This is a genomic window from Streptomyces sp. NPDC050509 (genome assembly GCF_044457965.1).
Taxonomy (GTDB): Bacteria; Actinomycetota; Actinomycetes; order Streptomycetales; family Streptomycetaceae; genus Streptomyces.
The window spans coordinates 83023-107600 of the sequence record NZ_JBITHL010000015.1 but is presented as its reverse complement, the minus strand read 5'-3'; the positions used below and the strand labels follow the sequence as shown (position 1 = coordinate 107600).

Genomic DNA, 24578 nt, shown 5'->3' with positions numbered 1-24578 from the left:
CGGCAGGATCCCGGGTACCGGGCCGGCTCGGGTACCCGGCGGGCTCAGGGACCGGGACCGGCTACCGCCGTTACTCCGCCACCGCGATGTACCGGCCGTGCTCCTGGCCCCATTCGGGGATGCCGCCGTCGTCCTTCTGCCGGGCGGTCAGGTTCACGCGCACCCCCTCCGGCTCCAGTTCCGTCCAGATCCGCAGCATCATGGCGTCGCTGAGGAAGTGGTGCGAGAGGTCCAGCTCCCGCAGGTGAGTGAGGGGCTGGCCGTGCAGCAGTGCCTCGACGCCCTCGTCGGTGAGCATGCCCATCGACAGGCTCAGCGAGGTGAGCCGGGCCACCACCGGCGCGGCGGCCAGCGCGGCGGCCAACTCGTCCTGGATCGTGCTGTTCTGCAGCCCCAGGTGGCGCAGCGCGGGCTTGCCCGCGCCCCTGAGCAGCGGTGCCAGGTCCTCGGCCGTGGTCCCGCCGCCGTAGTTCTCGTCGCCCAGCCACAGCTCCAGGCGCTCCAGCGACGGCAGCGCGGCGGCGGCGATCTGCGCCGCCCCGGCCGGGGGCAGTCCACCGGACTCGACGCGCAGCACCCGGAGGTTCTCGTGGCCCGACTCGGGGAACTCCAGGCCGCCTCCGCCGCGTACGGCCAGCTCCCGGAGGCCGGGGAACGCGTCCAGGACGGGCGCCATGTTCCCCAGGTACATGGTGGAGATCATGTCCTCGTCGTCCTCCAGATCGCCGAGGAAGAGCCCTTCGAGTCCGGTCAACCGCGGTGCGAGGGCGATCAGTTCATCGGTGCCGCACCCTCTCTCCCCGTCGTACCAGGGGAAGCCGAGTACCACCGCCCGGACCTTCGCCGGATCGACCCGCTCGGTGAACCGGGCCATATAGGCTTCGGTGCGGGCCCAGAAGTCGTGCTCGCGGGGCATCTCCTCGCACTGGAGACGCCAGGCCACGGAGCCGGGATCGGGCAGATCCCCGGGGCTCATGTCCGGCGAGAAGGTGAACGCCGGCAGTCCGTAGAACTGCTCGACGTGGTGCACGTACGACACGGTCTGGCTCCTGACGCTCCGAATCCGGTCACTGCTGGCTGTGTTCTACCAGCCGCCTCTGACAGCCGTGCCGGCCCGCCGCGCCGAAAAGCCGTTCCGTGCATCGGAGTTCGGGTTACCGGGTCTCCGTGGGATGTGAGGGCACGGGGGACAGCGCTGTCTTCAGGTCCGCCCTTCTGCGGATGCCGAGCTTCCGGTACGTGCTGGTCAGGTGGGTCTCCACGGTGCGCTTGGCCAGGTGCAGCAGTTCGGATATCTCCGCGTTCGTGCTGCCGTCCGCGGCCAGCGCCGCGATACGGCGTTCGCTCGCGGTGAGCGAGGGCGTGCCGGTGAGCGGGGCGTTCCTGCGGCGGGCGCCGCTGGCCATCAGCGCGGCCTCCGCCGTGGCCAGCAGGCGTGGTGCCGTGAGGCGTTCGGCCGTCGCCGCCGCCTCGCGGAGCAGCGGGCGGGCCCGGCCGGGGCGGCCCGCGGCGATGAGCTGGCGGCCGTGGGCGACGAGGGCGTGGACGAGTTCGGTGTCGAGCGGGGTGTTGCGCAGGGCGTCGACGGCCTCGCCGGTGAGTTCCAGGCCGTGCCGGCCGCCGGTGGCCGCGCCCAGGACGCGCAGCGCCCGGCCCCGTACGCGCGGGGTGTTCCACACGGCCGCGTACCGGTGCTCCACCTCGGCGAGCGCCAGCGCCTCCTGCGGCTGCCCCAGGGCGAGATGGCACTCTGCGGCGGCCGAGCGCCACGGTGTGACGATGGGGCTCTCCACGTTCCGGCCGAGCTGGCGTCTGCCGCACTCCAGGAAGTCGGCCAGCGCGCCCGCCGGGTCGCCGGTGGCCGCGCGCAGGACGCCGCGCGCGTACAGGAAGCGGTTCAGCTCCCAACTGTCGTGCGCCTCGCTGACGTCGACGCCCTCGGCGAGGCGCCCCGCCTCCGCGGTACGGCCGCACTCGACGAGCGCCAGCATCCGCTGGGCCAGGAAGTTGCTGGGCCCGGCGCGCGGCGTGTCCTCCGGGGGCGGGGCCGCGTCGGCCGTCTCCTCCAGCACCCGCGCGTACTGGCCGCGCCCGGCGGCGAGGTCCACCCGTACGTTCAGCAGGGAGCCGTGGATCGGGTGCAGCGACGAGAGCCTGTGCTCGGTCAGCCCGGCCCTGACCAGCCGTTCCGCGTCGTCCGGCGCGTCCGCCCACTGGGCGACGGCGGCGGCCGTACCCAGCAGGTACGGCACCAGCAGCGGATCCTCCGGCGCTGTCAGCAGCCGCCGGATCTGCCGCGAGGCCCAGTCGGCGGATATCAGGCCGGCCGTCGCCTCGTACCGGATGAGCAGGGTCCGTACGGCCGGACTCATCCGTTCCGGGAAGCGTGCCGCGGTCTCGCGCAGCCGGGCGTAGACCTCGCGCCGTATCTCCGGGTCGTGGTCGGACAGGAGCGCGGACGCGGTCTGGACGGTACGGGCCAGGACCGGTTCGTCCTCCAGGGGGCCGAGGCCGCCCAGGACGTCGAACGCCGCGCGCGGCTCGCCCCGGTGGGCCAGCGCCGTGCCCAGCGTGACCGCCGTCAGGACGCGCTCCCTCGGCGCCTCCTGGAGGCGCAGCGCCTCGGCGAGCCGGGATATCCCCGCCGACCGTACGGTGGTGAACTCCAGCGCGCCGAGTTCGGCCAGTACCGCCGCCCTGCGCTCGCGCGGCAGCGGTTCGTCCAGCGCGCGGCGCAGACAGGCGACCGCGTCGGCGGTCCTGCCCTCCCTGGCCGAGACGGACGCGGCGTCCAGCAGGGTCTGCGGCACCCATGCCGTGCCGTCCGGCGGTGTGCGCAGCAGATGCGCGGCCACGACCCTGGCCCGGTCGCCCCGGCGGCGGCGCAGTTCGGCGGCGCGGCGGTGCACGGCCTGGCGGTGCGAGCGGGGCCAGCCGTCGAGTACCGCCTCGCGCAGCAGCGGGTGGGCGAAGCGCGGGCCGCCGTGGGCGGGGTCGCGGCGCAGTATGCCGAGCCGGACCATGGCGGTGAGCCAGCCGGCCACGCGGGAGGGGTCGGCCCAGGTCACCTCGGCCAGGAGGCTGCCGAGGTCGTCCTCGTGGAGGGTGGGACGCGGCGGCGGGACGGACGCCCGCCCGTCGCGCCGGGGCTGTTCCTCGGCGGAGTCGGCCTGCGCGTCCTCCAGTTCGGCCAGCGTCCTGGCGACCGTCGCCGTACCGGGCCCCGCGCTCTCCAGCCACCACGACACCGCCGCGACGAACGCCCCCGGATACAGCTCGGCGCAGCTCGCCGGCAGTCGCACGCCGTGCCCGGCGCCCTGGTCCGTGTCCGGGAACACCGCCCGCAGGTCGTCCAGGAGGGCCCGCAGCAGCAGGGGGTTGCCCGCGCCCGCCCGTACGCAGCCCTCCACCCACTCGGCGGAGACGGCCGGGGCGTCCGCGTCGCCGCGGATGAGTTTCTCGGCCGCCGCCCGGCTCAGCGGCGCCAGCGCGTGCGAGCCGACCACGGCGGGCGGCAGGGCGTGCGCCAGACCCGGGGACGGGGGCGCGATGTCGTACTGGCCGCGTTCGGTGACCACCATCAGCACGCGCAGCCCGGCCATCCTGCGGGCGCCCTCCGTCAGCCAGCGCCGGGAGGACCGGTCCGCGAGGTGGACGTCGTCCACGGCGACCAGCAGCGGCTGCTGCGCCGCGTACGCGCACAGCCGCCGCCACAGCCCGGCGGCGGTCGGCGCCCCCGCGATACCGTCGTCGGGGCCGAAGTCGGCGGGCGGACAGAGGAGCTGGCGTACGAGGGCGAGCGGGCCCCCGGTGCCGTCGGCGGAGGCGTGCGCCCGCAGCACCCGCATACCGAGTTGGGCGCCCAGGTCCGCGGCGGCTTCGAGCAGCGTGCTGCGCCCCGTACCGGTGGGGCCGCGGAACACGACGAGCCGGCCCGAACCGTCCAGCGCGCGACCGGCCTCGACGGCGAGCAGGTCGAGCGCGGCCTCGCGTTCGAGCGGCGCGGGGAAGGGCGCGGGAAAGGGAGAAGGGTGGGAGCGCAGAGGTGGGGGCATGTGTGGGGGTGGGGGTGTCCTCGGGAACGGGGTGGTGGCGTGGTCCGGGCAGCAGCCCGGTCCGGCGCCCCGGTACGCGTTCGATGCCGCGGTCATGGGTAACCTCCCGCCGATCTCGTGGTCGGTCTCGTGGTGGGCCACGGTTGTGGCCTCCGCACTGACAGAGGGACGGTGGGAAGAGATTGTTCCGCTAACGCAAGGACGTAAGGGAATGGTTCTCCGTACCCCGGCCAGAATCCCGGTCGAGGTCCACGCATCGGATCCGCTCTCCCTCGCAGGAGCCGCCAGCCAACTCCGCAGACAGCCGGAGATAGAGCTGGTCGAGGAGGCCGCAGGACGGCCGGGAACGGTCGCGGTCCTGCTCGCCGAGGCGCTGGACGAACCCACCCTGTCCCGGCTGAGGCGGCTGATCAGGGCGGACGGCACCCGGGCCGTCCTCGTCACCAGCATGATCCGCGAGGCCGAGCTGCTCCAGGTGATCGAGTGCGGCGTCGGCGCCATCGTCTGGCGGCGCGAGGCCACCGGCCACCGGCTCCTCCAGGCGGTCCTGGCGGCCTCCCGTGGCGACGGCGACCTCCCCTCCGACCTGCTGGGACGACTGATCGCCCAGGTCGGAACGTTGCAGCGCGGCACGACGAACGTGCCGGGCACCCCCGCCTCGGGGCTGGCGCCGCGCGAGGTGGACGTGCTCCGGCTGGTCGCCGAGGGGATGGATACCGGGGAGATTGCCAGCAAACTGTCGTACTCCGAACGCACCGTCAAAAATGTCATGCACGGTCTGACGACCCGTTTGCAACTCCGGAACCGCGCCCATGCCGTGGCCTATGCCTTGCGGGAAGGCTACATCTGATGGATCGGACCTGAGTCAAGGTTCTCGGGGGCAGAGGAGCGTGCCCTTTGATCGTCCCGCCCGTGCCTCGTGGAGCGGATGCCCCGCGGTCCACGATCGACCGGGGTATGTCGTGCTGTCACACCGGCGCGCCGAGGGGCGCGAGGGGTGTACGGGACCGCCGTGGGCCCGGTGCGTCCCGGTGCGGAACGTGACCGTCGGCCGACGACCGACCGCCCCACCTCCATGAAACCCCCTGTGAACACCCCCATGAAGACCACCGATGAGTGACCGACCGCCTCCGAGCGACCGGATGCCTACGAGTGACCGGCCGCCTACGAGTGACCGACCGGCGACGATGTGAAGGGCTGCGACCGTGATCCACGAGGTGGACGACGTCCTCAAGCGCCTGCTGACCAGTGGCGCCCTCGCGGGGTCCGGCGTCGAGGTCGCCTTCGACGCCCCGACCCGCGACTGGGCGGCCCGTCAGAACGCCCCGATCATCGACGCGTACCTCTACGACATCCGCGAGGACACCCGGCGGCGCGAGCGCGGCGCGGCGGCCGTCCGCGACGACCGGGGCATCGTCCTCAAGCGGCGTGAGGCGCCCCGCTGGTTCCGGCTCGCGTACCTCGTCACCGCCTGGACCAAGCGCCCGCAGGACGAACACCGGCTGCTCTCGGCCGTACTGGCCACGCTCCTGCCCCGCGAACTCCTCCCGCCGCAGGAGTTGTCGGGCGCCCTGGCCGAACTCGGCCTCACCATCCCGATGTCCGTCGCGGGGCTGCACACCGAGGCGCGCTCGCTCGCCGACATCTGGTCGGCGCTCGGCGGCGAACTCAAGCCCTCGCTCGACGTGGTGATCACCGCGCCCTTCCCGTCCTTCCCGGAGTACGACGTCGGCCCGCCGGTCACCGAAGGCGCGGGCGTGCGGATCCGGGCCGTGGACGGCTCGCTGGAGGACAGCCGCGAGCGGTTCCACCTCCCCCGGCACCTGGGGAAGAGCACGGGCAAGGGGATGGGCACGGGCCAGGGCAAGGGCGTGAGCAGGAGTACGGGCGCGGGCACGAGCACGGGCCCGGGCGCGGGCACGAAGGAATGACGGAATGAACGAGGCAACTCCGCTGCTCGACCGGCTGGCCGGGCTGCGCGAGCGCGTGGCGCGGCTGGTCGAGCAGCGCAGCGCCGACGACCCGACGGCCACGGACCCCATGCGCGGGCTCTACCTGCCGGAGGAGACGATCTGGCGGCTGCTCTCCGTGCCCCCGGTTCCGGCGGACCCGCCGGAACCGGCGGGCCGGGCGGCCGAAGACGGACCGGACGGGCTGAACGGGTCGGTCGGACCGGACGGGTCGACAGGTCCTGTCGACCGGCTCGACCACCTCGCACAGCGGCTGCGCCTCAGCGAACTCGACACCGGGATCCTGCTGATCGCCCTCGCGCCCGACCTCGACCGGACCTTCGAGGCGCTGTACGGCTACCTCAACGACGACGTCAGCCGCCGCCGGGCGACCACCGGGCTCGCGCTCGACCTGTCGGGCGTGCCCGCGCACACCGCCGCGGGGCGGGCCAGGTTCCACGCGTCGGCGCCGCTGGTCTCGCTGGGCCTGCTCATCGTGGAGGAGCCCGAACGCCCCTTCCTCAGCCGGAGCCTGCGCGTTCCCGAGCGGGTGCTGGCGCATCTGCTGGGCGACGACACCGCGGACACGGTGCTGGACGGAACGGTCAGGCCGCTTCCGTACACCGGGACGGAGTCCGCAACCGGAACCGGCGCCGCGACCGACCCGTTGGTCCACCTGCTGGCCGCGCGACTCGCGGCCGGTCCCTGCACGGTCTATCTGCGCGAACACCGCGAGGGCGACGGGCTGAGCTGCGCCACCGCCGCCCTGGGCGCGGCCGGGATCGGAGCACTGCACCTCACGCCGGCCGCGGGGGAGGGGCCGCAGGGCGATCAGCCGCCCGGGGAACGCCCGCCGAGGGAGCCCGTCCCGTACGCCGAAGTGCTGCGCGAGGCGCGGCTGTCCGGCCGCGCCATCGTCGCCACCTCGCTGCCCGAGAGGCCGCAGGAGCTGATACGGGCGCTGTCGGCCGCCGATGTGACGGTGGTGCTGGCGGGGACCCGTCCGTACGACCCGCAGTGGTGCGACAGCGGGGCGCGGGGCGGCGAACCGCTGGTGCTGGACGCGCCCCGGCAGCGGGCGGGCAACCTGGCGGCCTGGACGGCGGCGCTGGGCGGCTCCCGGGGGACCGGCGGGGCGGCGGGCGGTACGGAGCTGGGCTTCGATCTGACGCCCGTCGTGGCCGCGTACCGCCTCGGGGACGAAGGCATCAACCGCGCGGCCCGCGCGGCGCTCGATCTGGCCGCCTTCGACGGTACGCCGCTGTCGGCGGCCCACGTACGGCTCGCCGCCCGCCAGCAGTCCGCGTCCGGCCTGGAACAGCACTCCCGCCGGATCCGTCCCGACGTCACCTGGGACGACCTCGTCCTCCCGGAGAAGCCGCTGGAGCAACTGCACGAACTGGCCGTGCGCTCCCGCAACCGTGACCGTGTCCTCGGTGACTGGCGGCTCAGCGCGGGCGGCGGGCGCGGGCGCGGCGTGCTGGGGCTGTTCGCGGGCGGGTCCGGTACGGGCAAGACGCTCTCCGCCGAGGTGGTCGCCGCCGAACTCGGCCTGGACCTCTACGTCGTACAGCTCTCGTCGATCGTGGACAAGTACGTCGGCGAGACGGAGAAGAACCTGGAGCGGATCTTCACCGAGGCCGACCGCACGGACGCGGTCCTGCTCTTCGACGAGGCCGACGCCGTCTTCGGCAAGCGCTCGGAGGTGAAGGACGCGCACGACCGGTACGCGAACATGGAGAGCGCGTATCTGCTCCAGCGGCTGGAGTCGTTCGACGGGATCGCGCTGCTGACGACGAACCTGCGCGGCAACATCGACGAGGCGTTCACCCGACGCCTGGACCTCGTGATCGACTTCCCGTTCCCCGACCAGCCCCAGCGCCTCGCGCTCTGGCGCCACAGCCTCAAGCACGTCCCCTGCGTCGACGACATCGATCCGTCGGTGTGCGCCAGGGACTTCGAGCTGGCGGGCGGTTCGATCCGCAGCGCGGTCGTCACGGCCGCGTACGCGGCGGCGGGGCGGGGCGAGTCCGTCTCCAACGCCGACCTGCTGGCGGGCGCGCAGCGCGAGTACCGCAAGGCGGGCCGGCTGGTACTGGACGAACTGGACTGGTAGGCGGACCGGTGGACGGGACGGCCCCGGCCTCGGCGTTATGGCGCCAGGACCGGGGCCGGGGCGGCGGCCACCTCACCGTCACTCCATCGGCGCCGGGAGCCATTCCTCGGCCGTCACGCTGCCCGGCTTGTCCAGTTCCTTGGTCCAGCCCGCCTTCATCTGGTTGAGCGTGATCCCGTCGAGCACCCCGGTCTGCTCGGTGGTGGTCTGCGACTGGTACGACTTGATCCACGCCGCGAGGGGCTGGGTCACCGTCTCCTTGAGCACGGGACCGCCCCGCAGATACTCGATGTTGGCCCTCGTGAGCCGCACCGTGGTGTTCAGGTCGCCCTTGTCGATCTCCGCCTGGGTGCCCCAGAGCAGGATGTTCCGCACCCACGGCACCTCCGGGTCCTCCTCGCCCTGCTTCAGCGGCAGGGTCTCCTTCCCGGCGAAGTGGGCGGCCAGGAGCGCGGTCATCGTGGTGCGGCCCAGGTTGCCGAGCCCGTCCGTCTTCTCCAGCGCGCTGAAGGTGCCGTACTTCTTGTCGTTGGACTTCTGGAAGCACTCCAGCGCCGCCTGGGTCGCCGGGTCCAGTTTGCCGACGGTGTAGTCGCCGGTCAGCTTGCAGTCACTGGCGCCCTTCGCCAGCCGTACCTGGGCGAACTGGACGAAGAGGTTGGGCTTGTCCTCCGAGGTGATGGGCAGCGGACCGCCCGTCTTCTCCTCCTTGGGCTCCTCGCCGCCCCCCTTCTCCTCCTCCTTCTCCTCCTTGTCCCCGTCGTCCGTCTTCGGCTGCTCGGCGGGCGTGTCGTCCTCCGGCAGTTCGACGGACGGTTTCGGAGCGGGAGCCTCCGGCAGCGCGCTCGACACCGGCTTCTGGGCCACTTCCTGCGCGACGCTGCGGACCTGCGGCTTGTAGGCGAACCAGAGGACGACGCCGGCGATGGTGAGCGCGAGCATCAGGCTCAGCGCGGTCATCAGCCAGTACGGCAGCACGCTGCGCTGTTCGTACGTCCCGTTCACCGGCAGGGGTTCGGTCCCCGAGCGCCGCACCGCCAGTTCGTACGGCCGCTGCTGCTTCTGCCCCGCCCAGGTGATCCGCTTGGGCTTGAGCGTCGCGTCGACGAAGGCCGCGCGGCCGGGCTCGATCTGGACGTTGGAGGGGACGATCTCGTAGGAGAGCTCGTCGCCGGTGTCGCCGCCGCTGATCGACGCGGTGAGCTTGGTGTTGCCGAGGTTGTCGACGGCCAGCCGGGGCCGGCCCCTGAAGCGCCCCTTGACGGTGTGCGGGACCAGTTCGGCCCGTACCTCCATGAACGGGGTGAAGGTGACGTTGCCCTCGGTGACCGTGGTGGCCTCCGGGTGCTCGGTGGGCATGACCCGCACCCCGAACGGATGCGGTCCGGCCACCGAGTCCGGGGTACGGGGCGGGGCGAACGTCAGCTCCACGACCCCGGTCGTGCCAGGGAAGAGCCGCACCGAGGGGGGCTCCACCGTCACGTACGGGGCGACCTCACCGACCGTCTCGAAGCGGTACTCGTCGACCACATCACCCGTGTTGCGCAGACGCAGTCGTACGGTGGTGCTGCTGCCCGGGTCGACGGTGGTCGAGGCGGGCTCCAGAGCTGTCCAGATGGTCACCCCCCGGACGCTAGTGGCCCCGGGCGGGACGGGGTCAGAAGCCGTCGGGTACGGCCGCTGCCCGAAGGGGCCCCGGCGGCTGCCCTCGGGGCCTTCCGTCCGGTACGCGCCGGGGGCCGTGCCCGCCGGGGCTCGCGGAACCCGCCGGGTCAGGCATGGTCAACTGTCCGGCGGGACCGTCCGGATGCCCGAAGAGGCAGGCTTTCCGGCCCGGCGCCCTGGTGCGATGGCCCTGCGCCTCGCCGTGGTCACACCCCGCGCGGGCGGTTCCCGCCGCCGAGGGCAGAGAACATGCCCTCGGTCAGGTACCGCAGGACGTTTCAACCTGCGGGTACGCGCGTGACAGTGAGATGACGACTTGTCTTGTACCCCGAGGAGAGCAGAGCATGCCGTCTTACCTGTCGCCGGGCGTATACGTGGAAGAGGTGGCCAGCGGCTCGCGTCCGATCGAGGGTGTGGGCACCTCCGTGGCCGCCTTTGTCGGGCTGGCGCCGGAAGGACCGCTCAACGAGCCGACGCTGGTGACCAACTGGACGCAGTACGTCGCGTCCTTCGGTGAGTTCACCGACGGCTACTTCCTCGCCCACTCGGTGTACGGCTTCTTCAACAACGGCGGAGCCGCCGCCTACGTCGTCCGTGTGGGCGGTGCGCGCGGCGGAGTGTCGGGCGCGCCGGCCGAAGGCGCCGACTCGGTCAACGGCCGTCGCGGCCGGTCGGCCGTCGGCGCCGGTGGCGCTGAGCCCCTGGCCCTGACGGCCGCGGAGCCCACGGCGCTCGGCACCTTCAAGGTGTCGGCCGTCGCGCCGGGCGAGAGCGGTTCGCTCAGCGTCGAGGTCGCGGACGCCGAGGGCGAAGGCCCGGCCGAGCGTTTCCGTCTGATCGTCAAGGACGGCGCGAAGCCCGTCGAGACCTTCGACGTCTCCGCCAAGAAGAGCGCCCGCAACTATGTGGTCACCCAGGTCAAGGAACGCTCCAAGCTGATCACCGTGGTGGAGGCCGCCGCTGCTTCGCAGCTCGCCCGCCCGGAGAACCAGACGGTCGCCCTCGCCGTTCCCACCGCGCCGGCCGCGGCCCCGGCCGTTCCGGACGCGGTGGAGGCCGAGGAGGTCGGCGTCGCCCACTACCTGGGCGACTCCGCGGACCGTACCGGCTTCGGCGGTCTTGAGGCGGTGGACGAGGTCTCGATGGTCGCCGTCCCCGACCTGATGTCCGCCTACCAGCGCGGTGACATCGACCTGGAGTCCGTCAAGGCCGTCCAGCTCGGCCTGATCTCGCACTGCGAGATGATGGGCGACCGGCTCGCCATCATCGACCCGCCGCCGGGCCTCAACGCCCGTCAGATCCGGGTGTGGCGCCAGGAGACGTCCAACTACGACTCCAAGTACGCGGCGCTGTACTACCCGTGGATCAAGGCCTTCGACCCGGCCACCGGCAAGACGCGGCTCATCCCGCCGAGCGGTCACGTGGCGGGCATCTGGGCCCGTAACGACTTCGAGCGCGGTGTGCACAAGGCCCCCGCCAACGAGGTCGTACGCGGCGCGGTCGACCTGGAGATGCAGGTCACCCGGGGCGAGCAGGACCTGCTCAACCCGCTCGGCATCAACTGCATCCGCTCCTTCCCCGGCCGCGGTATCCGCGTCTGGGGTGCGCGTACCCTGAGCTCCGACCCGGCCTGGCGCTACCTCAACGTCCGCAGGTACTTCAACTACCTGGAGGAGTCCATCCTCATCGGTACGCAGTGGGTGGTGTTCGAGCCGAACGACCACGCGCTGTGGGCCCGTATCCGCCGCAACATCTCGGCGTTCCTGATCACCGAGTGGCGCAGCGGCGCGCTCTTCGGCGCCACGCCGGAAGCGGCGTACTACGTGAAGTGCGACGAGGAGACCAACCCGCCGGAGTCGGTGGACCTCGGCCGTGTGATGTGCGAGATCGGCGTCTCGCCGGTCAAGCCGGCCGAGTTCGTGATCTTCCGGCTGGCGCAGATCTCCGGTGCCGGCAGCGAGCTGGAGGAGTGACAGGCGGCTTCTTCGCCGGCCGGCGGTTCTCCGCCGGCCGGTTCGCCCGACGGGCGGAAGCGGTGGCCGCCGTGGCCGCGGTGACAGCGGTGACGGCGGCTGGAGCGGTAACAGGAAGCGCGACGGCGTAAGCGGTAGCGGCAGCAGTAGCGACAGCGGTAGCGGTAGCAGAAGGAGCACGCTCCATGAGTCTTCAGCCTCATGACTCTTTTACTTCACACAACTTCGGACTGCAGATCGACGGCGTCCTGGTCGAGTACCTCCAGGAGGCGACCGGCCTGACGATGAAGCAGGACGTCATCGAGAGCAAGTCGAACTCGGCCCAGGGCCAGCCGACGACCTCCAAGGCGCCCGGCGTCCAGGTCGCGGGCGAGGCCACGGTCGTCCGCGGTATGACGATGTCCGACGCCTTCGACACCTGGATCAAGGACTCGATCCGCGGTGACATGGGGTCGGCGCGCAAGAACGCCACCATCGTGGTGATGGACTACCAGATGAACCCGGTGCGGCGCTACAACATGCGCAACGCCTGGTGCTGCGCCGTCGAGGGCAGCGCGCTGAAGGCCGGTGAGGCGGGCACGCTCACCGAGACCGTCACGATCACCTACGAAGAAATGTCAATCGAGTAATGCGCCGAGGGGTACCTACCAAGTCCGCTCCGGGGGACGAGGTTCCGGCACCGGCGCAGGCGGAGACGCCCGCGCCGGCGCCGGCCCCTGCCCCGGCACCGGAACCCGCCGTGCGGCGGGAGCCTGAAAGGGAGCGGATGCGTACGGAGTTCGCGTTCGAACTGCCGCGTGGATACGTGGACAGCGAAGGCGTCGTGCACCGTGACGGGACGATGCGTCTGGCGACGGCACGGGACGAACTGATCCCGCTGACGGATCTGCGGGTTCAGCAGAACCCCGCGTATCTGTCGGTGGTCCTGCTCGGCCGGGTCATCACCCGGCTGGGCGGTGTGCCCATGGTGCACGACGGCGTGGTGGAGAACATGTTCGCCTCCGACCTCGCCTTCCTCCAAGACTTCTACCGTCAGATCAATGCCGAGGGCCACACGAGGGCCGGGGTCACCTGCCCGCACTGCGAGCAGCCGTTCGAGGTCGAACTCGGCGGGAGCCGCCTGGGGGAATCGTGACGTACGCGACCGACCGCATCCATGAGGAGGTCGCGTACATCGCCTACCACTTCCACTGGAGCCTGGAGGACATCCTGGACCTCGAACACCGCGAGCGTCGGCGGTACGCCGAACAGATCGCCACGCTGGTGACGCGCGCGACGGGGGAGCGGTAATGGGTATGTTCGACCGGTTCCGGGGCCGGGGCCGTGGTGGCTCCGGTGCCAGTGCCGTGGGTGGGGACGGGGACGGCGTACGGCCGTCCCCCGCCCCTGTTCCTGACACCTCGGGTTCGGACGCCGGTGGCTCCGGTGCCGGCGTCGCCGGGCCCGCTTCCGGTTCCGGTTCTTCCGGTTCCGGTTCAGGGTCCGCTTCCGTGGCGCCCGCCGGGGGGCGGGGCTGGGCCGCGCTGCCGCCGATCCAGCGCGCCCCGGCCTCGCACGCGGTCGCGTCCGCCACCTTCTCGGGGACGCTCGCCACCTGGCAGAACCCCTCCTTCACCGGGACGCTCTCGCACGCCGTCCTCGACAGCGCGCCGACCGGTCTGATCCGGGACGCCCTGACACCCGCCTCGGCCTCCAGGTCCGGCGGACTCGGTGAGCCCTCGCTCGCGCTGCCGGTCGCGGTGGTCGACGACGCGGTCGCGGGTGCCGGTGCGCCGGATGCGAGCGGTACGGGCGGTACCGGCGGTGCGGGTGGTTTCCGTGCGGCCTCCGCGATCCAGCGTGCGACGGGCCCCCGGGTCACCCCCGTACGCCCCCGACCCGCCACCTCTTCCGCTTCCGGCTCCACTTCCGGGGCCACGCCGGCCCCCGCGCCCGTGCAGCGCGCCCTGACCCGGGCTCCCGCGCCGCGTACCGCGCAGCGCCGGGTGCTTCCTGTGGCCGCGCCCCGTACGACGGCTCCTCGCACGGCTGCTCCCCGTACCGCTGCTCCCCGTACGGAAGCGCCGCGCACGGCGGCTCCTGCTTCTTCTCCTTCTGCTTCGGCTTCTTCCTCTCCTTCGGCTTCTCCTTCGGCTTCGGCTTCGGCTTCGGCTTCTGCGGCAGCCTCTGCGCCGCCGGTGGCCGCGCCTGCTCCTGCACCCGCGCCTGCGCCTGTTCCGCCCCGGCCCGCTCGGTCGTCGGCTGCGTCCGGGCCTTCCGTGCCTGGGCCTTCCGCGTCCGGGGCCGCCGCGCCGTCGCCCGCTTCTCGTACGAGCCCGGCTCCCGTGCCCGTGACGCCTCCTCCGGCCGCGCCCGCCCCTCCGGCATCCGCTCCGGTGGCTCCGGTGCAGCGCGCCGTCGCGCCCGGTCCGAAGCCGTCCGGTGGCGAGCCCGAGGGCGATTCGGGCAGCGGTGCGGGCGGTGGATCGGCCCCGGTCGTCCCGCCGGGCCCCGGGCCCCGGCCCGCGGGGCCGCAGGGCGCGACGGGCCCGGCCACGCCGCCGGCCGCCCCGACGCCCACAGCCGCCCCGACGCCTCCGCGCAGTGGTCCCGCCCGGCCCACGCCGTCGGCGGAACCCGCTCTTCCGGTGGCCCCGGCGCCTGTGCAGCGCAGCGCAGCGCCCCGTAGCTCCGGCAGCCGCTCGACCGCGCTGGGCGCGCCCAGCGCGGGCCCCGCCGTACCGCCGCCCTCCGGGGCCTCCTCTTCCTCCTCTTCGTCGCCTTCTTCCTCGGCCTCGACACCGATGCCGCCGCGCCGTTCCCTGCTGGGCGCCCCCGTGTCCGGTACACCCGGTTCGGGACGGCCGCCGATGGTTCAGCGGGCTCCGCGGAAGCAGTCCGGCGGTGCGGCCACCCCGCCGCCCGCCCGGCCGTCCGCGCAGCGGCTCACCGCGCCTGGCGCGTCCGGTTCCTCCGGCACCGGATCGGCCCCGGCCGCCGGTACCGGCGCTGGTACGGGCACTGGTGCGGGCACGCCGAGTCCTGCGGCCCCGGTCCGTCCTGGGGCGAGCGGGTCGTCTCCCGCCGCGCCGGGCCCGCGTACCTCCGGCGGAACGCCGAGCCCCGCGGCCGGTGGAACCGCTCCGGTGCAGCGGCTCGCGGCGCCTGACGCCTCCACCGGCGGGCCGGGCCCCGTGCCGCCGGTCGCCGGTTCCGGTGGTGGCGCCGCGCCTGTGCAGCGCTCCGCCGCTCCCGGCGACGCGGGTGCCCCGCGCACGAGCCCGGGGCCGGCCCGACCGGAACCGGTGGTCCGCCCCGGCCTGGCCGCGCCCATCGGCCCTTCGGTTCCGGCGGCTCCCGTTGTGCGTGCTCCCGGTTCGGCCGGCCCGTCCGGCGGGCCGACGAGCGCTCCGCCGGTGCAGCGGCTTGCCGCGAACGCCCCTGCCCCGTCTCCTGCTTCAGCTCCTTCCTCTTCCTCTTCCTCCGCCTCCGCACCGTCGGCGTCGGCGTCGGCTTCCGTTTCGCGTTCCGGATCGGCCTCGGGCCTGTCAGCGCCGAGTCCGGCCGGTCCGGCACGTCCTGCGGCGGCTCCCGTCTCCGTGCCCGTCCCGGTCTCCGCGCCCGCTCCCACGAGCGGTGCGCCCGCGCCGTCCGCGCTGCCTGTGGCGCCGCCTCCGGCCGCCCCGGCCGCCCCGGCCACTCCGTCCGCCCCGTCCGTCCAGCGGGCGCCGTCGCAGGGCGCGTCGGCCGTCACCAGCGCGTCGGCGGAGGCCCCCTCGGTGCTCCGGCCGGGCCCCGCGCCCGCCGCTCCGCTGGTGGGCTCCGCCCGGCCGGTGATGACGGCGCGTTCCTCCGGTTCGGCCCCCGTGTCCCGTACCGCGCCCGCGGCTCCGCGTCCGGCCGGGACACCGTTGCGAAAGCTGCCCGCAGCTTCCGCTTCTGCTTCCGGTTCCGGTTCCGCCTCCGGTTCTTCCCCGGCCGCTGCTCCCGCTTCCGGCGGCTCCGCAGCTCCCGTACAGCGGGCCGTGGCTCCCGCGCCCGGTGCCAGGGGCCCGGCGGCTCCCGTGCAGCGGGCCGCCGCGCCCGGCGGCGCGTCCCCGACACCGGCCCAGGCTCCGGCCTCGGGTCCCGGCGCCGCCGCCCGGCCGCTGCCGGCCGCGCCCCGTTCCGGGCCGCTGACCTCCTCGGTTCCCGTGGCCCCCGCGTCCCCGGCCGCCGTTCCGCTGCGCCGTACCGCACCGGCCGACGCCGCCGGTCCGTCAGGTCCGTCCGGCCCGTCAGGTCCGTCCGTTCCGGGGCCCGGTGGGGCCGTCCAGCGCGCCGCCGTGAAGTCGGCCACCGTGCAGCCGGCCGTACCCGCCGTGCAGCGTGCCGCCGCTCCGCGCCCCGCGCAGCCCGGTCGGCACACCCCCGTCCAGCGCTCCGCATCCCACCCGGGTACCGGAACCGGCGGCGGCCCGCCCGCCCCGGCTCCCGTACCCCCTTCCGTACCGGCGCCTCCGGCGTCCGCCGCCGTGCCGGAGGGCCCGCCCGTACAACTCAGTACGGACGGGCTGAGGTTCAGCGGTGTGGCCCCGGCCTTCCCCGTCGTGCAGCGCGCGGCCTCGGGACCGGCTCCGGCCCCCGCTCCGGCGCCTTCCGCCCCGGGCGGTTTCGTTCGTACGCCGGTGATGAGCGCCCCCGGCGCCCCGGCCCCCGGCGCCCCGGCCCCCGGCGTCCAGGCGACGGGTTCCCCCGCAACCAGCGTCAGCGTCCCCCTCGCGCCCTCGTCCGCGCCCCACCGGGTCGTGTCCCTCGCCCCCGCCGCGCCCCGGCCGCCCGTGGACCTCCCGGTGCAGCGGGCGGCGGCGACCCCGTCCGTGGCGCCCCCGGCCGTCCCGCAGTCCGTCAGGCACGCTCCGGCGGCGGCGCCCGCGCCCGTCACGGCGTCCGCGCCGCGCCGCGCCACGTCCGTCGCGGTACAGCGGGACGTCGCGGTACCGCATGACGTCGCGGTACAGCGGGATGCCGGGGGGCGTGGCGGGTCCCGTGGGAAGGGCGGCGGGTTCGCCGGGCGGGGGTCGACGCGGCACAGCGTGTCCTCGGGCGACGGCTCCTCGGGGCAGGACTCCTCGAAGACGTCGACTCCGCCCTCCGTGACCAGCCAGTTCAGGCCCCGTGAGCTGAAGGAGGATCAGATGGCGGAGCTGGTTCACCGGCTGATCGGACCGCTGACCCGGCTGCTCCGTACCGAACTGCGGCAGGACCGTGAGCGGGTCGGGAAGCTGCGCGACCACTGACGTCCTGACCCACCCCCACCGACCCCGCTCCCGCACGCGTACCGCAGGAAGGCCCACTGGATGTCCCAGGAGCTCGATCCCGGCACCACCATCTTCTTCCACCTCTCGATCGACGGTGAGAGCCTGGGCACGTTCAACGGCTGCGAAGGTCTCTCCTCCCAGGTCGAGATCGAGCAGCGGCAGGAGGGCGGCAACAACAGCTTCGTCTGGCAGTTGCCGACCCGCATCAGTTTCTCCAACATCACGCTGACGCGCCCGCTCCGCCCGGAGACGTCGAAGGTCGCGGCCTGGATCTCCTCCATCACCACCGGGGTGACCCGGCCCACCGCGCAGATCGTCGCGCTGCGCGCCGACGGTTCGATCGTCGCCCAGTGGGGGCTGCTCGACGTCCTTCCGGTGAGCTGGCGCGGGCCGTCCTTCGACCCGAACAGTCCCGCCGTGGCGACGGAGGTCCTGGAGATCGCGCATCACGGCTTCACGGAAGCCGGAGGAGAGGGTTAACCATGGACCTCAGCAGCTTCGGTATCGGTGACAGCCTGGTAAAGGCGACACTCGCGATCCATCAGCCGCCGATCGGCAGCAGCACCAAGCCCGGTGCGCTGATGAAGATGTTCGAATTCGACTTCAACCCGTCCCAACTGTCGCTGACCCGGCGGTCGAACTGGAAGACCACGCCCACGGCCGCCGTACGCGACGGCGCCGTCCCGGAGTTCATGGGGCCCGAGCCCCGGGAGATGACGGTGGAGATCTTCCTCGACCGCTCGGACGACCCGGACAGCAACGACGTGCGCAAGAAGGTCGAATCGCTCTTCTCCTGCTGCGAGACGACCACCGCCAGCATCGCGGCGAAGCAGCCCTCCACCCCGTGGGTGATCTTCGAGTGGGGCTCCTTCTCCACCGCGCGCTTCAACGCGTACGTGAGTTCGGTGGAAGCCTCGTACACTCTCTTCAACACCACGGGGATGCCGATCCGCGCCACCTGTCAGGTGAGCCTGCACGAGATCCCGAGCGACACGCTCGGCCAGAACCCCACCTCGGGCGCGCTCACCTCCCGGCGGGTGCACCGGTCGGTGGCGGGCGACTCGCTCCAGTCGCTCGCCTGGCGGGAGTACGGGGACGCCAACGCGTGGCGCACGATCGCCGAGGCCAACGGCATCGACAACCCGTCGGTGCTGCCCCCCGGCACCGAACTGATGCTTCCCGCGGGTGAGGAGGAGGAAGCCTGATGCCCGAGATCGGTTTCTCCTCGATCCTCTACGTGAAGATCGCGGGCAAGAAGCTCAAGTCTCCCGAGGACAAGCAACTCGTGGGAGGCTGGGTCGACTTCGGCGCCGGGGTGCCGGGCGCGTTCCAGCTCACCTTCCGTGACCAGAAGAGGAAGCTTCTCGGCGATCTGAACGCCAAGATCGGGGAGCAGGTGGTCATCGCGCCCGTCACGGACGGCGACGGCGCGCAGAACCCGCTGATCACCGCTGAGATCACCGCCCTGGAGACGGACTACGACGCCTCCGGTACCTTCACGGTCATCCGTGGCTACGACAAGGGCCACCGCATGTTCCGGCAGCGGCGGGTGAAGGCGTACTTCAACAAGTCCGGCAGCGACATCGCGAAGGAACTGGCCCGCAAGAGCAATGTCCCGCTCGGCAAGGTCGAGTCCTCCGGCGCCAAGTACGAGTTCATCAGCCAGCCCAATGTCACGGACTGGGAGTTCGTCCAGCGGCTCGCGGACGAGGCCGAGATGGTGATGTACATCAACTCGGAGGGCAAGTTCCAGTTCGTCAAGCGGAAGCCGGCCGCCTCCGCCCCGCCGGTGAGCACCCCCAGCGACAAGAGCCCGTTCGTCCTGGCGGGCGGGGTGGAGATCCTGCGCTGCCGGTCGGCGGTCACCTCGGCCGACCAGGTCGCCCAGGTCGAGGTCCGCGGCTGGAGCGTCCAGGACAAGAAGGAGGCCGTGAGCACGGCGAACGCCCTGAAGAACGACGGCTTCAAGATCGGTACGACCCCGGCCCAGGTGACGGCGCGCTTCGGCAAGGCCCGGCTCGTCGCGACCGACCAGCCCTACGACAGCACGGCCGAGACCGACAAGGCGGCCAAGTCGCTCTCCGACGACGTCACCTCCTCCTTTGCCGAGGTGGACGTCATGGCGCGCGGCAACCCCGAGCTGCGTCCCGGGATCCCGGTCACCCTCGCGGACGTGGGCGAGCCCTTCGAGGGCAAGTACACGGTCACCGGGGCCCGCCACACCTTCGGTGACCAGGAGCACTACCTGACGCACCTGACCGTCACCGGGCGCCAGTGGCGCTCGCTGTACGGGCTCACCTCCGGCGGGGGAGCGGGCGGGGGGGACACGTCCCGGATACCGAGCGTCGCCAACGCCCTGGTCACCAACATCAAGGATCCGCTCAAGCAGGGGCGGGTCAAGCTGAAGTTCCCGTGGCTGGACGACACGTACACCACCGACTGGGTCCGCACGGTCCAGTTCGGCGGGGCGAAGGGCGGCGGCCTCATCGGCCCGGACGTCAACGACGAGGTGCTGGTCGCGTTCGACCGCGGCGCCCTCGACCACCCGTTCGTGATCGGCGGCCTCTACAACGGCCAGGACAAGCCCGGCCCCGTCGCGGAGCCGCCGTACGACGCGACACGCGGCAAGGTCACCCGGCGCACCCTGGCCGACCGCAGCAACAACCGTATCGACCTGCTCGACCAGGGCGTGGGCCGCAAGCGCGGGGTGCGGCTCTCCACCGGCAACAACAGGCTCACCATCAACCTGGACCGGACGAAGACCGAGATCACCGTGGACAGCGCGGGGAAGGTGTCCATCAAGGGATCCACGTCGGTGTCCGTCAGGGCGGGCACCAGTCTGTCCCTGTCGGCGGGCGGGCGACTGTCGATCCAGAGCGGCGGGGTGATGAGCATCGCCGCCGGCGGCCCGCTCAACATCAGGGGCACCGCGCTGTCCCTCCTCGGCACGGCCGGGGTGAACGTGAATTCTCCGGCAGCCATCATGATCGGCTCCGCCATCAGCATCGGTCTGAACGCGCCCCTGGTCACCTCCAAGATGAAGCCGATCCTGACCGTAGGAGGTGTCTGATGGCCGAACAGTTCGTGGGCTCCGGCTGGGCCTTCCCGATGCGCATCAGCCCCACCGGTGGCATCGCCATGGTCAGCGGGGAGCGCGAGGTCGAGGAGGCCATCCGGCTCGTCCTCGCCACCGCTCCGGGCGAGCGCCCGATGCGGCCCGAATTCGGCTGCGCCATCCACGACATGGTCTTCGCCCCGGTCAACGAGGCCACCGCCGGCCGGATCCAGCACGAGGTGTACTCCAGCCTCGACCGCTGGGAGCCGCGCATCGAGGTGGAGGACGTCACGGTGACCGCCGGGGACGACGACGGCGTGCTCTACATCGACGTGCGCTACGCGATCCGGGGCACCAACAACCCGCGCAGCCTGGTCTTCCCGTTCTATGTCATCCCCTCCCACGACGGACCCGAGGGGTCCGGCACGTCCGACGCACACATTGGAAACGACCGCTGATGGCCCTCCCCTCCCCGAACCTCGACGACCGCCGCTTCCAGCAGTTCGTGGACGACGCCAAGCGGTACATCCAGCAGCGCGCCCCCGAGTGGACCGACCACAACGTCTCGGACCCGGGAGTCACCCTCGTCGAGACGGTCGCGCACATGGCCGACCAGATCGTGTACCGGCTGAACCGGGTGCCCGAGAAGAACCACCTCGCGTTCCTCGACCTCATCGGGATCACCCTCTTCCCGCCGTCGGCGGCGCGCGCCGATGTCACGTTCTGGCTGTCGGCGCCGCAGGAGCAGCCGCTGATCGTGGCGACGGGCACCGAGGTCGCCTCGTCCCGCGCCCACGACGAGGAATCGGTCGTCTTCGCCACCGAACGCGAACTCACGGTGATCCCGTGCGAGTTGTCGTACCTCGTCACGCAGCGGGAGGGCGACCAGCCGGTCGACCACACCTCCGACCTCGCCGAGGCCAACGACGTGCACTGCTTCGGGGAGTCCCCGCGCCCCGGCGACCGCGTGCTGTTCGGGCTCAGCGCCGCCGTACCGGACTGCGCGGTCGTCATCGAGCTCGACAGCCAGGTGGACGGTGTCGGTGTCGACCCCCGGCAGCCCCCGCTGGTCTGGGAGGCGTGGACGGCGGACGGCTGGGTCGCCTGCGATGTCGAGCGGGACACCACCGGTGGCCTCAACCGCCCCGGCGAGGTCGTGCTGCACGTCCCCGGCGGCCACGCGCTCTCCCGTACGGCGCGGCGCGAGGCCGGGTGGCTGCGCTGCCGGGTCACGGAGCCGCTCCAGGACCAGCCGTTCTACACCAACTCGCCCACCGTCCGCTCCTCCGAGGCGTTCACCATCGGCGGCACCACGAGCGTCGTGCACGCCGAGACGGTGCGCGACGAGGCGCTGGGCGAGGCCACCGGGCTGCCGGGGCTGCGGCTGCGGCTGGCCCGTACGCCCGTCGTCGGCGACGTGCCCCCGCTGCTGCTCCAGGTCGCCGAGCGCGACGGCTGGACCGACTGGGAGACCGTCGGCCACTTCGCCGCCTCCGGCCCCGACGACCGGCACTTCACGCTCGACGCGACCACCGGTGAGATCGCCTTCGGACCGGCCGTACGCGAGGCGGACGGCACCATGCGCCAGTACGGGGCGGTCCCGCCCAAGGGCGCCCCGATCCGGGCGAACCGCTACCGTACGGGCGGCGGCAAGGCGGGCAATGTGGCGCGCGGCGCGATCCGGCTGCTGCGCGACTCCGTCCCGTACGTCTCCGAGGTGAACAACCGGGAGGCCGCGCGGGGCGGTGTCGACGGCGAGAGCGTCGAGGAGGCGAAGCTCCGGGCCCCGATCGCGCTCAGCGCCCAGGACCGGGCCGTCACGCTGCGGGACTACGAGGAACTGGCCCGGCGCGCGGCGCCCGAGACGGCCCGTATCACCTGTCTGGAGGCGGAGCCGGACCAGCACGGGGCGCACGCCGTACGCGTCCTGGTGGTGCCGCAGGCCGTCTCGGACCCGGGCGGGCGGCTGCGTTTCGAGCAACTCGTGCCGAGCGACGCCCTGCTGGCCCGGATCACCCGCTATCTGGACGAACGCCGCCTGATCGGGACCCGGCTGGCGGTCGGCCCGCCGTACTACCAGGGGGTGACCGTCGTCGCCACGGTGCACGCCTTCCGGGGCACCGACACCGACCGGGTACGCCGCCAGGCGCACGACGCGCTCTACCGCCATCTCGATCCGCTGACCGGTGGCGCGCACGGCACGGGCTGGCCGTTCGGGCGTCCGGTGCAGGCGGGCGAGATCTTCGCGGTACTCCAACGGGTGCCGGGCGTCGAGCTGGTGGACGAGGTGCTGCTGCACCCGGCCGACCCGCTCAGTGGCAAGCGCGGTGACCCGACGGAGCGGATCGACCTCCAGGCCCCGGCGCTGGTCTTCTCGTTCGACCACCGCGTCCGGGTGATCGGCGACGCGTCGTGACCGGCGACGGCGTCGCGGCGACGAGCACGCGCGGCTCGGTGGACGGCCTGGCCTCGTCGTCCCCGCTGGGCATGAGGCTCCCCGCGGTCTTCGCCGACGACGACCTGGCGCAGCGTTTCGTGGCGGGCCTGGACGAGGTGTGGGCGCCGTTCCACAACGTCCTGGACTGCCTGGACACCTACTTCGTCCCGTCCCTGGCCCCGGCCGACTTCACCCGCTGGCTGGGGAGTTGGGTGGGAGCGGAGACCGGCGGCTACGATGCCGCCCTGGCGTCGGGCGACCTCCCCGATCCGGAGACGACGGCGGCCTTGCGCGCCGCGGTCTCGGCGGCCGTACGCTTGCACCGTATCCGCGGCACGCGGCGCGGGCTGGCGGAGGCGATCCGACTGGTCTTCGGCGTGGAGCCGGAGATCACCGAGAGCGGCGCGGCCACCTGGGAAGCGCGCCCGCTGGGAACGGTCCCGGGAGAGCACAGACCCGCACTGAACGTCACCGTACGGCTGCCCAACCCGGGCCCGGCCGACGCGCACCGGCTGGAACGCCTGGTCGCGGCGGCCCGCCCCGCCCATATGCCTTACACGGTCCAGGTGACCGTCGCCGAAAGGACGTCCGACAGGTGACCAGCCAGACTTCTTCCTCGCCATCACCCTCGCCGGCGCCCGGACCCGAGGAACCGGGGAAGTCCGGGCTCAGAGCGGGCAACTGCGCGGAGTGCGGTACGCGACCGAACCCGGGCGAGTCGTTCTGCGACGGCTGCGGGGCGGTCCTGAACTGGACGCCGACGACCGGACGTTCGACGGGCGCGGCGGCGACGGGGGCGTCCGCGGACGCGGCGCCCGAACCCGCCCGCGCCGAGCCCGGGGAGCCGCGCGACCCGGCGCCGGAGGACCGGGCGCGGCAGGACCAGGCGCGGCAGGACCGCACACCGCGGAACGCGCCGGAGTACCACGCGCCGCAGGACGGGACACCGGAGGGCCGGACGCCGGACGACCGGACGCCGGGCACTCCGGCACGGCGTGCGCACATACCGGACATCGTGGAGCCGGACACGGAGGAGCCGGATACCACGCCCACCATCCCGACCCGCTCGCAGCAGCCGCCGTCGGCCACCTCGGCCCCGGCGGCGAGTTCGTCCTCCGCGTCCTCCGCCGGGGACGCGGAGCGCGCCAGGGCCCTCCTCGTGCCCGTGGCCGACCCGAACGGGCCCGTCGCGACGCCGGACGTGGCACCGGTCCTCCCGGGCCGCCCCGCCGCCGCCCGCCCCCGCGTCCAGGCCCCCGGCGCGGAACCGGCCGACGAGACCGGCCCTCCGTGCCCCTGGTGCTCCACCGGCAACCGCCCCGACCGCCACTTCTGCCGCCGCTGCGCCATGGCCCTCACGGACCGCACCCAGGTCGCGGACGCGCCGCTTCCCTGGTGGCGCCGTATGTGGTGGGGCGCCGGCGAGCGCCCTGCCCCGTGGGCCGGGGACCGCCCGAGGCTGCGGCGCGGTATCGGTCGTATCTTCAGCTGGATCGCCGGCGCGCTCGCGCTGGGGCTCCTGGTGTTCGCCGCCTTCAACGTCGACAACGCGTGGAACGCCGCACGCGACCACTTCGCCAAGCGCGCCCAGGTCAGCCCGGACACGGTGGCGGCGTCCCGTTCCTTCAAGGACCACGACGCGAAGCTGGTCTTCGACAAGATCAGCAACTCCTGGTGGGGCCCCGGTATCTCGGAGGGCGCCGAGGGCGAGTGGGTCGAGGCCCGCTTCCAGGAGCCCACCCGCCTGCTGGACCTGATGATCACCTCGGGCATCTCCAAGCGGTCCACCGACCTGACGGAGGCCGCGCTGCCGCACCGGGTCGACGCGCTGGTCACGAGGGCCGACGGCACGAAGTTCACCCGCCAGATCGTCCTGGACCAGGTGAGCGGCCCCCAGCGCCGGAAGTTCCGCGTGGGCGAGGTGTCCAGCGTCCGCTTCATCATCCGCTCGGCGTACGGCACGGGCCCCGACAAGCAGGTCTCGATCGCGGAGATCGAGTTCTTCCGCCGCTCCAGCTCGAACGACGGCTGAGCCAAGGGCCTTTCGCA

General features: G+C 73.0%; 19 protein-coding genes. 14 read left to right on the top strand and 5 right to left on the bottom strand.

Translation table 11 applies throughout. The annotated features are described in order from the left end of the window. Positions 1–70 precede the first annotated feature (70 nt). Together ACIBJC_RS33515 and ACIBJC_RS33510 are read right to left on the bottom strand one after the other, a co-directional pair. Positions 71–1039 carry an STM4015 family protein gene (locus ACIBJC_RS33515; protein WP_399299033.1) on the bottom strand — a complete coding sequence of 323 codons (969 nt, stop codon included), beginning with the start codon at positions 1037–1039 and terminating at the stop codon, positions 71–73. Between the two features lie 115 nt (positions 1040–1154). Continuing rightward, positions 1155–4151: a LuxR C-terminal-related transcriptional regulator gene (locus ACIBJC_RS33510; protein WP_399299031.1), complete on the bottom strand. Its 2997-nt coding sequence runs from the start codon at positions 4149–4151 to the stop codon at positions 1155–1157. A 115-nt stretch (positions 4152–4266) separates the two neighbouring features. Between ACIBJC_RS33510 and ACIBJC_RS33505 the strand changes: the two genes are divergently transcribed. From ACIBJC_RS33505 to ACIBJC_RS33495, 3 genes are all read left to right on the top strand, one after another. After that, positions 4267–4905, top strand: coding sequence for a LuxR C-terminal-related transcriptional regulator (locus tag ACIBJC_RS33505; protein WP_399299029.1), 639 nt, complete (start codon positions 4267–4269; stop codon positions 4903–4905). Positions 4906–5260: 355 nt separating this feature from the next. After that, a complete protein-coding gene (locus ACIBJC_RS33500; RefSeq protein ID WP_399299027.1) occupies positions 5261–5986 on the top strand; it encodes a DUF4255 domain-containing protein in 726 nt (241 codons plus the stop codon). Positions 5987–5990: 4 nt separating this feature from the next. Next, the gene (locus ACIBJC_RS33495) at positions 5991–8120 is read left to right on the top strand and encodes an ATP-binding protein (RefSeq protein ID WP_399299025.1); all 2130 of its coding nucleotides are present in this window, start codon (positions 5991–5993) and stop codon (positions 8118–8120) included. Positions 8121–8198: 78 nt separating this feature from the next. Here ACIBJC_RS33495 and ACIBJC_RS33490 read toward each other — a convergent pair whose 3' ends face one another. Further along, a complete protein-coding gene (locus ACIBJC_RS33490; RefSeq protein WP_399299023.1) occupies positions 8199–9743 on the bottom strand; it encodes a hypothetical protein in 1545 nt (514 codons plus the stop codon). Positions 9744–10129: 386 nt separating this feature from the next. Here ACIBJC_RS33490 and ACIBJC_RS33485 point away from each other — a divergent pair, with 386 nt between their 5' ends. The 4 genes from ACIBJC_RS33485 (at position 10130) to ACIBJC_RS33470 (ending at position 13048) form a co-directional block, all read left to right on the top strand. Next, a complete protein-coding gene (locus ACIBJC_RS33485; protein ID WP_399299022.1) occupies positions 10130–11758 on the top strand; it encodes a phage tail sheath family protein in 1629 nt (542 codons plus the stop codon). A gap of 185 nt (positions 11759–11943) precedes the next feature. After that, entirely contained in the window at positions 11944–12387 is a 444-nt protein-coding gene (locus ACIBJC_RS33480) for a phage tail protein (RefSeq protein WP_329824311.1), read from the top strand. Continuing rightward, positions 12387–12893 (top strand): hypothetical protein, encoded by a 507-nt coding sequence (locus ACIBJC_RS33475; protein ID WP_399299019.1) that lies wholly within the window; start codon positions 12387–12389, stop codon positions 12891–12893. The genes ACIBJC_RS33480 and ACIBJC_RS33475 overlap by 1 nt, the downstream gene beginning before the upstream one ends. Then, a complete protein-coding gene (locus ACIBJC_RS33470; protein ID WP_329824309.1) occupies positions 12890–13048 on the top strand; it encodes a DUF6760 family protein in 159 nt (52 codons plus the stop codon). Before ACIBJC_RS33475 ends, ACIBJC_RS33470 begins: the two co-directional genes overlap by 4 nt. A 567-nt stretch (positions 13049–13615) precedes the next feature. On the opposite strand, the gene ACIBJC_RS33465 is transcribed toward ACIBJC_RS33470, so the two are convergent. Then, complete coding sequence (locus ACIBJC_RS33465) at positions 13616–14125, bottom strand: hypothetical protein (RefSeq protein ID WP_399299017.1); 510 nt, start codon at positions 14123–14125, stop codon at positions 13616–13618. A 487-nt stretch (positions 14126–14612) separates the two neighbouring features. Then, positions 14613–16685 carry a hypothetical protein gene (locus tag ACIBJC_RS33460; protein ID WP_399299015.1) on the bottom strand — a complete coding sequence of 691 codons (2073 nt, stop codon included), beginning with the start codon at positions 16683–16685 and terminating at the stop codon, positions 14613–14615. 391 nt (positions 16686–17076) lie between these two features. Between ACIBJC_RS33460 and ACIBJC_RS33455 the strand changes: the two genes are divergently transcribed. From ACIBJC_RS33455 to ACIBJC_RS33425, 7 genes are all read left to right on the top strand, one after another. Continuing rightward, the gene (locus ACIBJC_RS33455) at positions 17077–17517 is read left to right on the top strand and encodes a phage tail protein (protein WP_399299013.1); all 441 of its coding nucleotides are present in this window, start codon (positions 17077–17079) and stop codon (positions 17515–17517) included. A gap of 2 nt (positions 17518–17519) precedes the next feature. Continuing rightward, the gene (locus tag ACIBJC_RS33450) at positions 17520–18242 is read left to right on the top strand and encodes a LysM peptidoglycan-binding domain-containing protein (RefSeq protein WP_399299011.1); all 723 of its coding nucleotides are present in this window, start codon (positions 17520–17522) and stop codon (positions 18240–18242) included. Further along, on the top strand, positions 18242–20107 hold the full coding sequence (locus tag ACIBJC_RS33445; RefSeq protein ID WP_399299009.1) for a VgrG-related protein: 1866 nt from the start codon (positions 18242–18244) through the stop codon (positions 20105–20107). Before ACIBJC_RS33450 ends, ACIBJC_RS33445 begins: the two co-directional genes overlap by 1 nt. Continuing rightward, positions 20107–20550 carry a GPW/gp25 family protein gene (locus tag ACIBJC_RS33440; RefSeq protein ID WP_329824302.1) on the top strand — a complete coding sequence of 148 codons (444 nt, stop codon included), beginning with the start codon at positions 20107–20109 and terminating at the stop codon, positions 20548–20550. The genes ACIBJC_RS33445 and ACIBJC_RS33440 overlap by 1 nt, the downstream gene beginning before the upstream one ends. Continuing rightward, positions 20550–22508: a putative baseplate assembly protein gene (locus ACIBJC_RS33435; RefSeq protein ID WP_399299007.1), complete on the top strand. Its 1959-nt coding sequence runs from the start codon at positions 20550–20552 to the stop codon at positions 22506–22508. The genes ACIBJC_RS33440 and ACIBJC_RS33435 overlap by 1 nt, the downstream gene beginning before the upstream one ends. 71 nt (positions 22509–22579) lie before the next feature. Further along, positions 22580–23128 carry a phage tail protein gene (locus ACIBJC_RS33430; RefSeq protein ID WP_399299217.1) on the top strand — a complete coding sequence of 183 codons (549 nt, stop codon included), beginning with the start codon at positions 22580–22582 and terminating at the stop codon, positions 23126–23128. Further along, on the top strand, positions 23125–24561 hold the full coding sequence (locus ACIBJC_RS33425) for an NADase-type glycan-binding domain-containing protein (RefSeq protein ID WP_399299005.1): 1437 nt from the start codon (positions 23125–23127) through the stop codon (positions 24559–24561). The genes ACIBJC_RS33430 and ACIBJC_RS33425 overlap by 4 nt, the downstream gene beginning before the upstream one ends. The last annotated feature ends 17 nt before the right edge of the window (positions 24562–24578 follow it).

What these genes read in the sequence shown, in the direction of transcription:
- ACIBJC_RS33495 (WP_399299025.1), top strand. Translation starts at nt 5,991, where the DNA reads ATGAACGAGGCAACTCCGCTGCTCGACCGGCTGGCCGGGCTGCGCGAG.
- ACIBJC_RS33510 (WP_399299031.1), bottom strand. Translation starts at nt 4,151, where the DNA reads ATGACCGCGGCATCGAACGCGTACCGGGGCGCCGGACCGGGCTGCTGC.
- ACIBJC_RS33430 (WP_399299217.1), top strand. Translation starts at nt 22,580, where the DNA reads ATGAGGCTCCCCGCGGTCTTCGCCGACGACGACCTGGCGCAGCGTTTC.
- ACIBJC_RS33450 (WP_399299011.1), top strand. Translation starts at nt 17,520, where the DNA reads ATGGACCTCAGCAGCTTCGGTATCGGTGACAGCCTGGTAAAGGCGACA.
- ACIBJC_RS33455 (WP_399299013.1), top strand. Translation starts at nt 17,077, where the DNA reads ATGTCCCAGGAGCTCGATCCCGGCACCACCATCTTCTTCCACCTCTCG.
- ACIBJC_RS33475 (WP_399299019.1), top strand. Translation starts at nt 12,387, where the DNA reads ATGCGCCGAGGGGTACCTACCAAGTCCGCTCCGGGGGACGAGGTTCCG.
- ACIBJC_RS33485 (WP_399299022.1), top strand. Translation starts at nt 10,130, where the DNA reads ATGCCGTCTTACCTGTCGCCGGGCGTATACGTGGAAGAGGTGGCCAGC.
- ACIBJC_RS33465 (WP_399299017.1), bottom strand. Translation starts at nt 14,125, where the DNA reads ATGCCGGAGGGGCGGGCGCGGCCGGAGGAGGCGTCACGGGCACGGGAG.
- ACIBJC_RS33435 (WP_399299007.1), top strand. Translation starts at nt 20,550, where the DNA reads ATGGCCCTCCCCTCCCCGAACCTCGACGACCGCCGCTTCCAGCAGTTC.
- ACIBJC_RS33480 (WP_329824311.1), top strand. Translation starts at nt 11,944, where the DNA reads ATGAGTCTTCAGCCTCATGACTCTTTTACTTCACACAACTTCGGACTG.
- ACIBJC_RS33445 (WP_399299009.1), top strand. Translation starts at nt 18,242, where the DNA reads ATGCCCGAGATCGGTTTCTCCTCGATCCTCTACGTGAAGATCGCGGGC.
- ACIBJC_RS33505 (WP_399299029.1), top strand. Translation starts at nt 4,267, where the DNA reads ATGGTTCTCCGTACCCCGGCCAGAATCCCGGTCGAGGTCCACGCATCG.
- ACIBJC_RS33440 (WP_329824302.1), top strand. Translation starts at nt 20,107, where the DNA reads ATGGCCGAACAGTTCGTGGGCTCCGGCTGGGCCTTCCCGATGCGCATC.